Here is a 12,560-nt window from a genome sequence, read left to right as displayed (position 1 = left end):
AAGATATCAACTTCTTGCCAATACCGACATCCTTCAGCATAGCAAAATTGCCGCAATGGGCACTAAAAATTAGCTTGCTATGCTTTTGGGCGGTTTAAACCGCTCAAAACCTGTCATTAATGCAGCGCTTTTCTGCCTTGGGCACGCCATTTCAGCACTGCCCGAGCTGCCTCCAATACGGCATCGCGCATATCATTTTCTACCATCAGCCGCTCTTTGTCTTCCTGCATACGCTCTCGGGGGGACAACTGTTGACGAGCGGTATGGGTATTCAGGTGTTGAGTGCGGCTGTAGTGCTCGGCAAATGCCTTAAATTCAGTTCGTTCCGTTAAACTAGGATCAATGATTTCCAGTAACACCTTGCACCGCCAGGCGCCTTCGGTAATATCGACCTGCTCCTGAACCAGTGCGCTTGCTACATAATCGAGGTTTTCTAAGCTATTTTGTTGGGCGCGAGCGTCTTCATCGCGACGATAAGCTTCTCGACGACTCACCTCTTTGCGTAACGACCATGCGTAGAAACACAACCCTACAATGACTGCAATCGCCACGGCGAGTAATACCAGCGCTACCGTTGAGCTCATGAAACTCCTCATTCAGCGGATAAATTGCTTGACGAAAATTGTACACCCTTATACCACTATTCTGCCAATAGCATCTAGGCTTGCTTCTCTTCTGACTGCATAGCTGTCCAACTCTTGTTTGGATCACCAAGCAAGCGCCGCAGCGTAGTGATCAAGTAATAGCGCCCCAAAAACACCTAATAAATAGCGAATTGAGAACCAGAATGCGCCGATAGGAGCAGCAGGATCCTGACCACGCCACACTCGCCAATTCCACACCATGAAGCGCGCATTCAGGCACAGCACGACCACTAGGTAGAGCGCGCCGCTCATGCCTATCATCACCGGCAGTAAGGTGGCTAACACCGTTAACCACCCATACAGCCAAATTTGCAGCCGCGTAAAAGGAATGCCGTGGGTAACGGGCAGCATAGGGATACCAGCCCGGGCATAATCATCGCGCTTGTGAATGGCCAGCGCCCAAAAATGGGGCGGCGTCCAGGCAAAAATAATCAGCATTAAAAGCAAAGGCTCGGGGGTAATTTGCCCAGTAATAGCGACCCACCCCAGCAGTGGCGGCGCAGCGCCAGCAACGCCTCCAATGACGATATTTTGCGGTGTCGCCCGCTTTAAAAAAGCGGTATAAATCAGCGCATAACCAATTAGGGAGGCAAAGGTTAGCGCAGCCGTTAAATGGTTAACCTGCCACACCAATAGCGCAACACCTGCGACTGAAAGCAAGCACGCCCAACCTAGAGCGATTGCCACGGGTAGACGTTTACTTGCCAAAGGACGACGAGACGTTCGTGTCATTACCGCGTCCAAGTGGCGGTCGATGACATGGTTAAAAGCCGCCGCACCGCAAGAGGCCAAGCCGATACCGGCTAGCCCAAGGACTACGTTCGTCAATGGTGGTAGGCCCGGGGTGGCTAATGCCATTCCTACGGCAGCACACACCAACATAACGGCAACAACTTTCATCTTGCACAGACCAAGGAGCTCTTTCCAGCCCCACACCATAGAAGGCACTGCCGTGGGTAGCGTCATTGTTATATTTCGCATGGCATGCTTCCCTTTTATTGAACGATAACGTTGTTATAAGGTGAATGAGTCGTCGTTGAGTAAACGCCAGCCTCATGATAGCGCCAACGCCACCAGGCCCAAACGAGCCCAACGGCCAACGCAATGGCGCCCGCTGTGTGCAGTAGCGCCAGCCAAAGCGGCAACCAAAGCACCACATTGGCCACCCCCAATGCAGCCTGCAGCACATACAAACCGACGACAATCGCTAGCGGCCTTACCACACTCTGCCACTGTCGATAACGCCACCAGAGCACTATTAGCCCGACACCAAGCAACAATGCCCCCAGGCGATGTACCACTTGAATCGCGGTACGTGCATCGGCATGTAAATGCCCATGTAGGTAATTGGGCCCCACGGTCTGGGTAAGATGGAAGCCCTCGCTGATATCCATCGCGGGCATCCACTGGCCATTACAAGTAGGAAAACCTTGGCAGGCAATACCGGCATAATTGCTGGACACCCACCCACCTAGAGCCAATTGCACTACCAGCAAACATGCCGCAATACCCCACCACGCATTCACTCGCCGAGGCTCACTTGTTGGCTTGGGCGCCACAGCGAGGCGTAAGCGAAGATGCAGCCAAAAGAGCAGCAGCAGCACACTCAACCCGCCCAGGAGGTGAAGGGTAACGACTTGAGGCCATAACTTGAGCGTAACGGTGAAGGCACCAAAGGCGCCCTGGAGCAAAATAACCACCAGCAGCATCAAGCTTAGGTGCCATGGGTAATCGCGACGATGACGCAACGGCCAGCCCAAGGCTACAACGCTAACGATCACCAATCCCAGCAGCGTCGCGATATAGCGATGTACCATTTCTACCCACGCTTTAAAGGGCTCCAACGGGACATCGGGATGATGAAGCGTGGCAAGATCATTATCAGGAACTAATAGCTTGCCGTAGCAACCCGGCCAGTCAGGGCAGCCTAAACCAGCATCGACTAAACGCGTCCAGGCGCCTACCAGCATCACTACGGCAGTAAATAGAGTACCTACCAGCGTTAATCGCACTAACCAGCGCAAGCGGCGCTCAAATGAATCGTGCATGGCGTTTCCTTAACAGCAGAGGCTAGCGCGCTTTATTGAGGATTCACTTTAAGTAGATGCTGGATATCCTCGAGCACATCCTCAGTGGCTACGTTGGCCTCAAAGGCCAGTGCTGGTCGCCCCATTGGATCAAGCAGCCAAGCCGAGTTGGCTTGACGCCACGGAGGTAAGTGCTGCCATTCGCTGGTCATTTCTCCTGGCAGCGATTTGGGATCCCCACCAATCCGTAAGCGAGTTAACCTCGGCGCTTCGCGCCCTAAAGCACGGTGTAAACGCCAAAACTCATCCTTACGCTGCTCACACTGCTGAGAGCAGTCAAAGGCCAAGACCCACTCCTCTTGGCTATTGACCGCAGCTATTGTTAAAGGCCACTCGTCAAGCATGGGCAATTCCAGCTCCACATTTCCGTGAGCAGTATGGCGATCGGGAATACCGATGCGTAACTCGACCATTCCCCAAGCAGCGACCATGGGCGCCGCAAAAACGACAAAAATAAGGATTAACTTGAGCCGCTGACGGCGAATATGTCTGGCGTCCTGCATACTTTTCACCTCTGTTTATTTTTATTAACTAAAGCTTTTTTATCAGCGCCATCGCGACGCAGTTTATATCCGCCAATAAACATCACCATCAAGGCCGCCAGTGCCAGCCCCCACCATTGAAAGGCATAGCCCATATGCCGACTGGGCGGCATCACATTGGCTTCCCACCATGGGATTAAGACCCCATCGCCTTCGCTGGCGTGCAACCAGCCTGGGTAACTAAACGCGCCTAGCGAAGCGTGCCAGGGTTCAAGGCTAAGCTGCTGCAGCCTTGCCCCTTCTCTATTTTCCCCATATAGCGGCCCGCCAGACTGTACCTCCTGCCACTCGCCAATCACTTCGACCGTACCGCTGGGTGTGGTTGTCTGCGGCGTTTCGCGACGCGGCCCGGTGGCTAAAAAGCCACGCTGTACCAGCCAAAGCTGCCCGAAACTATCACGCAGCGGGGTTAGTACGGCCACCCCCACTCTTCCGTCTACAACGCGATTATCCAAATAGAGCGTTTGCTCCGCCAAATACTGCCCACGCAACGTTACCTGGGCGCCTTGCGCTGGCTGCTCGGTAGGCTGCACTAAGGTAGGGGCTGCATCGCGAACGGCGATGGCCAACCGCTTGTCATCTGCCCGTTCCCACTGCCATAGTCCTAAACTAATACCTAACGCCACCAGCAAACTCCAAAACAGATACCAACTATAAAAACGCCATTGCCGAGAGGGATTCATCATGTGGTTACAACTACTCATTGCCGCCGTGTTTATTGCGATGGTTATCAGCTTGGCCGTAGGCGCCATTTTCCTGATTAGAGATAACGTCTCTTCCCGCCGCCTACTACTCTCTCTCAAATGGAGAATTGGATTAGCCTGTCTGCTCATGGCCCTCATTATTTTCGGCTATTGGTCGGGCCAGTTAGGCTAATGCGGTTATAAGACGTAGACAAAAATAAACAGCCCAACCCACACCACATCAACAAAGTGCCAGTACCAGCAAGAGGCTTCAAAACCAAAATGGTTTTCGTCGCCAAAGTGGCCCTTGATAATGCGTACCAGCATGGTGGCTAAAATCAGCGTGCCGATAATCACGTGCACACCATGAAAGCCGGTCAAAATAAAGAATGTTGCCCCGAAAATTCCGGCTTCCAAGGTAATGCCATAATGGGCGTAGGCCTCGTAGTATTCGACACCCTGGATCATGATAAAGCAGCAACCCAATAGCACCGTTCCCGTTAGCCAGTTGCGGCAAGTCTTCCGGTCACCCACTTTTAAAGCTTCGTGAGCAACGGTGAGCGTGATGCTGGAAGTTATCAAAATCAGCGTGTTGACGAGAGGCAGTTGCCACGGGCTAAAGACTTGTTCAGGGCCGGCAATGGATGAGTCCGGTGGATTCAACAACGGCCAAGTGGCGACAAAGTCAGGCCATAGTAATGCGGAAACACCTTTTGCCCCCTCTCCCCCTAACCATGGAATAGCAAACATGCGTACGTAAAACAGCGCGCCAAAAAAGGCGGCAAAAAACATTACTTCCGAAAAAATGAACCAGCCCATCCCCCAACGAAATGAGCGATCCATCTGCTCATCATAAAGCCCTCCCCGAGACTCACTAATGACGTCACGGAACCAGAGCCCCATCACCGCAAGAATGCCTACCACACCGATTAACACCAGCGGTAACCCGGTGTCATAAACGAGTTTAATGCCCGTGCCGACCATCATGGCGCCTAGGGCAACCGAGCCGAGAACAGGCCATCGGCTACTCGCCGGAACATAATAGCTACCACTGCTCATATCGCTTCTCCCGCCGCTTTATTGTTTTTAGGCGTGTTACTGAGATTGTTTATAGGGTCGTTTATAAGCTCGTTGTTAGCGCTGCTCTTAAGCGTATTATCCAATGCAGCATTTTGAATCACATGCTCTATCGGGTAGAGGGTATACACCAGCGTAATAGTATTAATATCGTCGGGCAGATCACGCGCTAGCTGGAATACCAACGGTATGGTTAACCGCTCATTACCCTGCAACTGCTGCTCCTGAAAGCAGAAACAGCTGATTTTACGTAGATGCGTCGTGGCAGTAGAGGGAGACACACTGGGCACTGCTCTCCCCCAGCTTTCGCTACTGCTATTATTGGTGAAGGTAAAATCGACTTCCGCCATTTGCCCGGGGTGCACACTCATCTGGCGCATTTCAACGCTCATTTGCCACGGCAGGCCGGGGCTGCCGCGGGTGATAAATTGCACATTTATATAGCGCGACTCATCGACTTCTTCGTGCACGACGCTCTTCGCAGTGGCGTCCACCTTGCCGTTAATACCAGTAATGCTACAAAAAACGTCATAAAGCGGCACTAGTGCAAAGGCAAAGCCAAACATGCCTATCAATACGGCGATTGTTCTAATAACCGTGCGGCGCACACCTACCCTTGCCTGCTCTTGGCTATCCATAACACCTCTTAGGCCAGTGACCCATGTGCTTTATGTCATTGCTAGTGGGACGTACGATGAAACACTGGCGGCGTTTCAAACGTATGCAGTGGTGCTGGACTAGGCACCGTCCATTCTAAATCCTCGGCCCCCTCCCAGGCTTTTGCTGGCGCTTTTTTGCCACCGCGCACGCACAGTATGACGCCCAATACAAAGAGCAGTTGAGATGCGCCAAAGAAGAAGGCACCGATGCTTGAGAGTAAATTAAAGTCCGCAAACTGAAGGGCGTAGTCAGGGATCCGCCGCGGCATTCCCGCCAAGCCTGCGAAGTGCATGGGGAAGAAGGTTAGATTGACACCAATAATCGAGAACCAGAAGTGCCACTGGGCCAGCTTCTCATTGGGGTAATGCCCGGTCCATTTAGGCAGCCAGTAATAGACCCCCGCCATAATCGCAAAGATTGCCCCCGGGACTAGCACATAGTGAAAGTGGGCAACGACGAAGTAGGTATCGTGATACTGAAAATCCGCCGGTGCAATCGCCAGCATAAGCCCTGAAAAACCACCAATGGTAAACAGCACCACGAAAGCCAGAGCAAACAGCATCGGCGATTCAAAACTAATCGAGCCGCGAAACAGCGTGGTTACCCAGTTAAATACCTTCACGCCGGTTGGCACGGCGATCAGCATGGTGGAATACATAAAGAACAACTCTGCCACCAAAGGTAGACCCACTATAAACATATGGTGGGCCCAGACTAAAAATGACAGCAGTGCAATGGCCGCAGTGGCGTACACCATGGAAGCGTAACCAAACAAAGGCTTACGCGCGAAGGTGGGGATAATCGCTGAGACAATACCAAAAGCTGGCAGAATCATAATGTATACTTCGGGATGCCCAAAGAACCAGAATAGATGCTGGAACAACACCGGATCCCCACCACCTGCCGCATCAAAGAAGCTGGTGCCAAAGTTGATATCCATCAACATCATCGTGATGACACCCGCTAGCACCGGCATTACCGCAATTAATAGGAAAGCGGTAATCAGCCATGTCCATACGAATAGCGGCATATCCATTAAACGCATACCCGGCGCACGCATATTTAAAATGGTCGCGATGATGTTGATGGCACCGAGAATAGAACTAATACCGGCAATATGTAGCGCAAGAATAAAGAAAGTTGTCGAAGGTGGAGCAAAATTCGTCGACAGCGGTGCATAAAACGTCCAACCAAAATTAGGGCCGCCGCCGGGCATTAGTAGCGTTGAAAGTAGCAGTGTGAATGAAACAGGAAGAAGCCAAAAACTGAAGTTATTCAACCGAGGTAACGCCATATCTGGCGCGCCAATCTGTAGCGGTATCATCCAGTTGGCTAAACCGGTAAAAGCAGGCATTACCGCACCAAACACCATGATCAAGCCATGCATGGTGGTCATCTGGTTGAAAAATTCAGGCTCGACCAGCTGCAGGCCGGGCTGGAAAAGTTCCGCCCTAACCACGAGGGCGAATATCCCCCCGATGAAAAACATCGTCAGCGAAAAAATCAAATAAAGGGAGCCAATCTCTTTATGATTGGTGGTCAGTAGCCAGCGAAAAATGCCTTTCGGCGGCGCAGCATGACCATGGGACTGCCCATCGGCGACGGCCGTGGTGCTATGTTGCAGCGGTGGCTGAGGAGGTAGTTTGGGCGCCATGTGTCTCTCCGAAATATTGTTGTCTAATTGAGTGGCAAACCAACATCACTGGGCAATTAACTCAGCTACTGCAGAGGGCTGCACGACATCACCCGTATCATTACCCCAGGCGTTACGCGTATAGGTGACCACAGCCGCTATCTCAACAGGGTTTAAGGTGCTACGGAAAGCAGGCATAGCAGCACCCGATACACCGTTGACGACCCTATCTAGATGCCAATCCACATCATTGATGAGCTGTTCGTTATTTGCCAACGCGGGAAAGGCGGGTGGAGAACCTTGGCCTTCGGCCTGATGACAAGAGGAGCAGATCGATTGATACACTGATTCGCCGCGCTCAACTAGCTCATCCATTGCCCATTCACGGTCAACCCCCATGGCTTCCTGCTCAGCAGCCTCTTTGCGCTCAGCTAGCCAGCCATCAAACTCCTCCTCCTCCACAGCGTGCACCACCACAGGCATAAAGCCGTGGTCGATACCGCACAGCTCAGCGCACTGCCCGCGGTAAATACCCGGCTCGTTGATCTTCACCCAATTCTCATTGATAAAGCCGGGAATCGTATCCTGCTTAACCGCTAAATCCGGCACCCACCAAGAGTGAATAACGTCATCTGAGGTCATTAGAAAGCGCACTTTACGATTTATCGGCAGCACCAGCGGCTCATCAACCTCTAATAGGTAGTGCTCTCCGCGAGTTTCTTCTCCGCTGATTTGCGTTCTCGGCGTACTCATATTGGAGGTGAATGCCACATCTTCCCCCAGGTATTCATAGCGCCAACGCCACTGCTGGCCGGTAATCATTACATCCAACTCGGCGTCTGATGAGTCATACATGTTTTTTAAAGTTGCGGTGGCGGGCACCGCCATACCTACCAGGATCAAGATAGGGATAGCTGTCCATAACACTTCCACACTAGTGTGCTCATGAAAGTGGGCGGCCTTTGCACCTTTGGAATGGCGATAGCGAAACAGGGAGTAGAACATTGCCCCAAATACCACCAATCCAATCACGACACATATCCAGAATATGGTCATGTGCAGGCCGTAAATATCGCTACTCACATCGGTAACGCCGACAGGCATGTTCCAACCGTTCGTTTGAGCCTGCGATCCACTTGCAGCAAGGGATACGGCCATTAGCCACCACCGTGAACGCATAGAGACCTCCAGTTTTATTGTTGTTATTTCTTATCGTTAGATTAGGGTAGGATGAAATTAGATATTAGCAGTATAGAAAATATGTGCGATTCGTCACGCTTTGCTTATTTAACGCTATCAACGCTTTTCAGCGGGCCGCAAACATGGCCAAAAAAACAAGCATCAAAACGAACAGTAGCGTGATCACCACCCCCGTAACGAGGTAGGCTGCGGGCCTGCCACTGCTAAAGTCCTCTTCCCGCTTTTGATTACTTTGAACGCCTAGTAGGGCTGCTAACACTGACTTGACTACAGACCACATACCACCTCCGGTTTTCTTTGGCTCTCGTATCAGTCTAAGGCTGAAGGGTTAGCCACTATTATCATAGACCTACATAAGCATTTACAGCCACGTAAATGACCACTTATAGTTTCTCAATGTGAGATACTCAGCCAATTCTCAGGATCAGCGCCACCCAATGGAGTGCCTTATGCTCAAGCGCCACCTCGCCTTACCCATCACACTGTTTTTGATCATTCCACTGCTGCTGGCAGGCTGCACGACTTACACTTGGCCGGATGGGTCTAAGGAAACCGTCATCGGCGTAGTGCCTGAAGAAGAGAATCAACGCTATGAGGAAGAACGCGTAGATGGCGTGCGCTATCGCATTCCCGATGAAATCCCGGAAAAGCGCAGCGAGTAATTATCGGAGTCGAAGCAGCGAAACCGGTCACGCCTTTCGCTTGGTATGCGCAGTGGCGGGTGCTGTCAGTGGGTCTTCAGGCCAGGGATGCTTTGGATAGCGACCGCGCATCTCTTTGCGTACTTCAGGATAACCCTTCTGCCAAAAGCTAACCAAGTCCTGGGTGACTTGCAACGGCCGACGCGCGGGAGAAAGCAGGTGAATCATTACGGCAACGGCACCATCGACAACGGTGGGCGTTACCCGCCAGCCAAAGGCCTCTTGCAGTTTCAACGCTAACACAGGCGGCCGCTGGGAGAGACACGGCAGGTAGTCTAAGCCAACCTGCTTGCCGCTAGGAACCTCAAGCGCTAATGGGACTAACTGCGCAAATTCACGTTGTGCTTCCCAGCTCAGTGAATTGAGCAAATAGCGCTCTAGCGGCAATTTCTCAATTTGGCTCAACCGTTTAATACCGATTAGGTAAGGGGCTAGCCAGCTCTCTAATGAGGCTAATAGCGTTGGCTCGGACCAGTCGGGCCACTCGTCCCCCTGGTACTTGCGAAGTAGCGCCATTCGCCCGCGCAACTGCTGTAAATTATCGCCAAATAACTGCTCGGGCCGCTGGCGTAGTGCATTCAATAGCGCCCCTTTCACCGCCTCCTCGGGTAAGTGTGCTAAAGGTCGTTTGGCAATGACGAGGCTGCCGTGTGCTTGTACCTCTTCACCGATTAAACGGCCCTGTTCTTGCGACCACGCCACTCGTGGCTGCCATTGGCGAATATCAGGATATAGCGAAAGCAGCGACTCAAGTGATAGCGGTTCGCCTGAAATGATCCGCGCCTGATCACCAGCCGCACTATTTAATGCGACAGCAACAACGTAGGCTTGATGCGCCAACGTATCGTTTAACGGCAGCGTAGCGGTTTTGCCATTGGCAAGCCGAAACTTACCCGGCTCAATTGACTGGCCAAGGCGCTCAGGGTACGCCAGCGCTAAGAGTGGCCCAAGCGGCACTAGCACGGCGTCATTAAGCGCCACTCCTGCTCGTTTAGCCAGCCTAAGTGCTTCACGCTGCCAACTGGGGAAGCGTTTAGGCTGACGCAGACGCAGTGCTAACGCATCGTGCAGGGATCGCTCGTTGCTGTCGCGCTCTTCAAGGAGCGCCGCTACCCCACAGGCTAGAGACATAGCATTGAAGTCTGAAGCCCGCTCTAGCATCACGGCAATTCTCGGTTCAACTGGCCACTTGGCACAGCGGCTACCTAGAGGGGTAAGCCTGTGCTCGTGATCTAACACGCCTAATTGCTCGAGCAGCGATTGGCCACTGCGCCAGGCACCCTCCGGCGGCGATGTTACCCAGCTTAGCGCTTGGGGTGATGCGACGCCCCAGCACGCCAGTTCGAGCACTAGTGATGAGAGATCCGCTTGCTGAATTTCAGGCTCACCATAAGGCGCCAACGGCTGCTCCTGGGCCCAGAGCCGAAAACAACTGCCTTCCCGCTGACGCCCTGCACGCCCCCGACGCTGATCGGCACTGGCGCGATTGATCCGCCGGGTCGTTAAACGGGTTAGCCCGGTACGCGGCTGAAAAAGTGGCACCCGCTCCAGGCCACCGTCAATCACCACATTCACACCATCCACGGTAATGCTCGATTCGGTGATGGCGGTGGAGACGATAATGCGCTGTTTCGATGTATTCGCCGCCAAGGCTGCCTGCTGTTCAGCAATGCTCATTCTGCCGTGCAGCGGCCGAATCGCCAGATGGGGCAGCTTTTTTTCCAGCGCCTGAACCAAGCGATTAATTTCGGCGACACCGGGCAAGATTACCAGTATGCCTTGAGTACCAGGCAGTGATAGCGCTTCCTCAACCACCCGAAGTGCGTGGCTAATGCTCTCCTCACCACTCAGGGAAGGACGATAAGCCGTCGCCACAGGATACTGACGCCCATGGCACTCAATAACAGGTACTTGCTCGCCCAACACCCGCTTGAGCGCTTCGACATCCAAGGTTGCAGACATCACCAGTAGGCGCAAATCATCGCGAATACTGGTCTGCACATCCAGCGTTAGCGCCAATCCCACATCAGCTTCTAAACTGCGTTCATGGAACTCATCAAAAATGATCCCGGCAACGCCTTCTAACAGCGGGTCATCTTGCAGCATGCGAGTGAGTACGCCCTGGGTCACTACTTCCAAGCGGGTTTGCGCGCTCACACAGCTATCACCGCGCATGCGATACCCCACCGTTTGGCCAACGTCTTCACCCAATTGCCGGGCCATAAAGCTGGCTGCCAAACGCGCAGCTACACGACGAGGCTCAAGTAACAGTAGTTTTTGCCCTTTGACCCACTCTTCTTCAAGTAAACAGAGCGGCACGCGGGTGGTTTTACCCGCCCCCGGCTGGGCAATCAGCATCAGCCGATTATGGGTAGTCAAGATGGTTTTAAGCGGATCAAGATACTGATCAATAGGCAAAGCGCTCATGTGAAGGTCACTTTTCCACACTGTGAGCGTCTGCACTGCTTTTAGGTGCAGAATTATTGGGCGCGGGTGAAGTAACGCCGCAGCCTTTTAGAATAACGTGCTCAAGAAAGCTGGAGATGGATTCAAGGTCATCCTCGGTTAACGCATCGCGGCCTAGAATACCGCTGACCTGGGCACTATATTCAGTGTAGTGCTGGGTGGCAGACCAAATCAGGAAAATAAGCCAGCGCGGATCGACAGCATCCATTTTTCCCTGGGCTGACCACTGGCGAATGATCGCGGCACGAGAGGAGACCCAATCGCGTAACTCACCGCCCAGATAATCACTTAAGAAGGGAGCACCGGCTAAAATTTCCGCCGCAAAAAGTTTTGAGCCTTCGGGATAGCGCTGCCCCAGCACCATTTTAGTGCGAATAAAGTCACTGAGTACCGTCGCGGGATCACTATCAGGAGTAATGTCTTCAAGCACTTCGTTCCAGCGGCGCATCATGCGGTTAAGCAGTCGCACATAAAGCGCTTGCTTACTGCCCATGTAGTACAAAATATTGGCTTTGGGGAGACCGACTCGATCAGCGATCATTTGCAAGCTCGCCCCGCGGTAGCCGTGCTGAGAGAACACCTCCTCAGCGGCCACCAGAATACTTGTTTCTATTCTTTCCCGGCTAGGGCTTTCATGAGTGGCAGAGACGGCGGTCATTAACAGTATTCCCCAATAGCGTGAGTGATTGTTAGCTTGAATGTTTAGTTACACATGAATGCTTAGCTGGGTGAGAAGATAGACTGGGCTGCCCCAAAAGTTAGCATTTCACACCAGCTTGCCCCACTCCTGTGCAGTGAGCAAATACTTGCAAGGTAGGGCGTTTTGTCCCAAGCTCAACCTATATTGACCGATCGGTCAAAAAATTC

14 protein-coding genes are annotated in these 12,560 nt (G+C 52.6%); 2 read left to right on the top strand and 12 right to left on the bottom strand.

Going from position 1 to position 12,560, the window contains the following annotated elements:
• Positions 1-116: 116 nt before the first annotated feature.
• The 5 genes from HZS52_RS16130 to HZS52_RS16110 all read right to left on the bottom strand — a co-directional run bounded on the left by HZS52_RS16130 (position 117) and on the right by HZS52_RS16110 (position 3,959).
• The gene (locus tag HZS52_RS16130; RefSeq protein WP_022523296.1) at positions 117-584 is read right to left on the bottom strand and encodes a DUF2489 domain-containing protein; all 468 of its coding nucleotides are present in this window, start codon (positions 582-584) and stop codon (positions 117-119) included.
• Positions 585-707: 123 nt separating this feature from the next.
• The gene (gene cyoE, locus HZS52_RS16125; protein WP_022523295.1) at positions 708-1,625 is read right to left on the bottom strand and encodes a heme o synthase; all 918 of its coding nucleotides are present in this window, start codon (positions 1,623-1,625) and stop codon (positions 708-710) included.
• Positions 1,626-1,639: 14 nt separating this feature from the next.
• Positions 1,640-2,692 (bottom strand): COX15/CtaA family protein, encoded by a 1,053-nt coding sequence (locus HZS52_RS16120; RefSeq protein ID WP_190373156.1) that lies wholly within the window; start codon positions 2,690-2,692, stop codon positions 1,640-1,642.
• Positions 2,693-2,724: 32 nt separating this feature from the next.
• Complete coding sequence (locus HZS52_RS16115) at positions 2,725-3,234, bottom strand: hypothetical protein (protein ID WP_190373155.1); 510 nt, start codon at positions 3,232-3,234, stop codon at positions 2,725-2,727.
• 5 nt (positions 3,235-3,239) lie between these two features.
• Positions 3,240-3,959: an SURF1 family protein gene (locus HZS52_RS16110; protein ID WP_041159466.1), complete on the bottom strand. Its 720-nt coding sequence runs from the start codon at positions 3,957-3,959 to the stop codon at positions 3,240-3,242.
• Here HZS52_RS16110 and HZS52_RS16105 point away from each other — a divergent pair.
• Positions 3,958-4,149, top strand: coding sequence for a DUF2909 family protein (locus HZS52_RS16105; RefSeq protein WP_022523292.1), 192 nt, complete (start codon positions 3,958-3,960; stop codon positions 4,147-4,149). The two genes, HZS52_RS16110 and HZS52_RS16105, sit on opposite strands and share 2 nt — an antisense overlap.
• A gap of 5 nt (positions 4,150-4,154) precedes the next feature.
• Here HZS52_RS16105 and HZS52_RS16100 read toward each other — a convergent pair whose 3' ends face one another.
• The 5 genes from HZS52_RS16100 to HZS52_RS16080 form a co-directional block, all read right to left on the bottom strand.
• Complete coding sequence (locus HZS52_RS16100; RefSeq protein ID WP_022523291.1) at positions 4,155-5,015, bottom strand: cytochrome c oxidase subunit 3; 861 nt, start codon at positions 5,013-5,015, stop codon at positions 4,155-4,157.
• A complete protein-coding gene (locus tag HZS52_RS16095) occupies positions 5,012-5,671 on the bottom strand; it encodes a cytochrome c oxidase assembly protein (protein ID WP_009287789.1) in 660 nt (219 codons plus the stop codon). The genes HZS52_RS16100 and HZS52_RS16095 overlap by 4 nt, the downstream gene beginning before the upstream one ends.
• Before the next feature lie 41 nt (positions 5,672-5,712).
• A complete protein-coding gene (gene ctaD, locus HZS52_RS16090; protein WP_009287788.1) occupies positions 5,713-7,347 on the bottom strand; it encodes a cytochrome c oxidase subunit I in 1,635 nt (544 codons plus the stop codon).
• Between the two features lie 45 nt (positions 7,348-7,392).
• Positions 7,393-8,505 carry a cytochrome c oxidase subunit II gene (coxB, locus tag HZS52_RS16085; RefSeq protein ID WP_009287787.1) on the bottom strand — a complete coding sequence of 371 codons (1,113 nt, stop codon included), beginning with the start codon at positions 8,503-8,505 and terminating at the stop codon, positions 7,393-7,395.
• Between the two features lie 127 nt (positions 8,506-8,632).
• Positions 8,633-8,806: a DUF2970 domain-containing protein gene (locus HZS52_RS16080; protein WP_081742603.1), complete on the bottom strand. Its 174-nt coding sequence runs from the start codon at positions 8,804-8,806 to the stop codon at positions 8,633-8,635.
• 169 nt (positions 8,807-8,975) lie between these two features.
• On the opposite strand from HZS52_RS16080, the gene HZS52_RS16075 reads away from it, so the two are divergent.
• Positions 8,976-9,188: a hypothetical protein gene (locus HZS52_RS16075; RefSeq protein ID WP_022523287.1), complete on the top strand. Its 213-nt coding sequence runs from the start codon at positions 8,976-8,978 to the stop codon at positions 9,186-9,188.
• 27 nt (positions 9,189-9,215) lie between these two features.
• On the opposite strand, the gene hrpB is transcribed toward HZS52_RS16075, so the two are convergent.
• The gene (gene hrpB / locus HZS52_RS16070) at positions 9,216-11,654 is read right to left on the bottom strand and encodes an ATP-dependent helicase HrpB (RefSeq protein ID WP_039859810.1); all 2,439 of its coding nucleotides are present in this window, start codon (positions 11,652-11,654) and stop codon (positions 9,216-9,218) included.
• A gap of 7 nt (positions 11,655-11,661) precedes the next feature.
• A complete protein-coding gene (locus tag HZS52_RS16065) occupies positions 11,662-12,351 on the bottom strand; it encodes a TetR family transcriptional regulator C-terminal domain-containing protein (RefSeq protein WP_022523285.1) in 690 nt (229 codons plus the stop codon).
• Positions 12,352-12,560 lie beyond the last annotated feature (209 nt).

It is taken from the genome of Vreelandella titanicae, from assembly GCF_014697095.1.
GTDB classification, from domain to species: Bacteria; Pseudomonadota; Gammaproteobacteria; order Pseudomonadales; family Halomonadaceae; genus Vreelandella; species Vreelandella titanicae.
The sequence above is the reverse complement of the archived record's forward strand: the minus strand, read 5'-3'. Positions and strand labels throughout refer to the sequence as shown.

Coding starts and splice junctions, on each gene's coding strand:
- HZS52_RS16130 (WP_022523296.1), bottom strand. CDS start 584: ATGAGCTCAACGGTAGCGCTGGTATTACTCGCCGTGGCGATTGCAGTC.
- cyoE (WP_022523295.1), bottom strand. CDS start 1,625: ATGCGAAATATAACAATGACGCTACCCACGGCAGTGCCTTCTATGGTG.
- HZS52_RS16120 (WP_190373156.1), bottom strand. CDS start 2,692: ATGCACGATTCATTTGAGCGCCGCTTGCGCTGGTTAGTGCGATTAACG.
- HZS52_RS16115 (WP_190373155.1), bottom strand. CDS start 3,234: ATGCAGGACGCCAGACATATTCGCCGTCAGCGGCTCAAGTTAATCCTT.
- HZS52_RS16105 (WP_022523292.1), top strand. CDS start 3,958: ATGTGGTTACAACTACTCATTGCCGCCGTGTTTATTGCGATGGTTATC.
- HZS52_RS16110 (WP_041159466.1), bottom strand. CDS start 3,959: ATGATGAATCCCTCTCGGCAATGGCGTTTTTATAGTTGGTATCTGTTT.
- HZS52_RS16100 (WP_022523291.1), bottom strand. CDS start 5,015: ATGAGCAGTGGTAGCTATTATGTTCCGGCGAGTAGCCGATGGCCTGTT.
- HZS52_RS16095 (WP_009287789.1), bottom strand. CDS start 5,671: ATGGATAGCCAAGAGCAGGCAAGGGTAGGTGTGCGCCGCACGGTTATT.
- ctaD (WP_009287788.1), bottom strand. CDS start 7,347: ATGGCGCCCAAACTACCTCCTCAGCCACCGCTGCAACATAGCACCACG.
- coxB (WP_009287787.1), bottom strand. CDS start 8,505: ATGCGTTCACGGTGGTGGCTAATGGCCGTATCCCTTGCTGCAAGTGGA.
- HZS52_RS16080 (WP_081742603.1), bottom strand. CDS start 8,806: ATGTGGTCTGTAGTCAAGTCAGTGTTAGCAGCCCTACTAGGCGTTCAA.
- HZS52_RS16075 (WP_022523287.1), top strand. CDS start 8,976: ATGCTCAAGCGCCACCTCGCCTTACCCATCACACTGTTTTTGATCATT.
- hrpB (WP_039859810.1), bottom strand. CDS start 11,654: ATGAGCGCTTTGCCTATTGATCAGTATCTTGATCCGCTTAAAACCATC.
- HZS52_RS16065 (WP_022523285.1), bottom strand. CDS start 12,351: ATGACCGCCGTCTCTGCCACTCATGAAAGCCCTAGCCGGGAAAGAATA.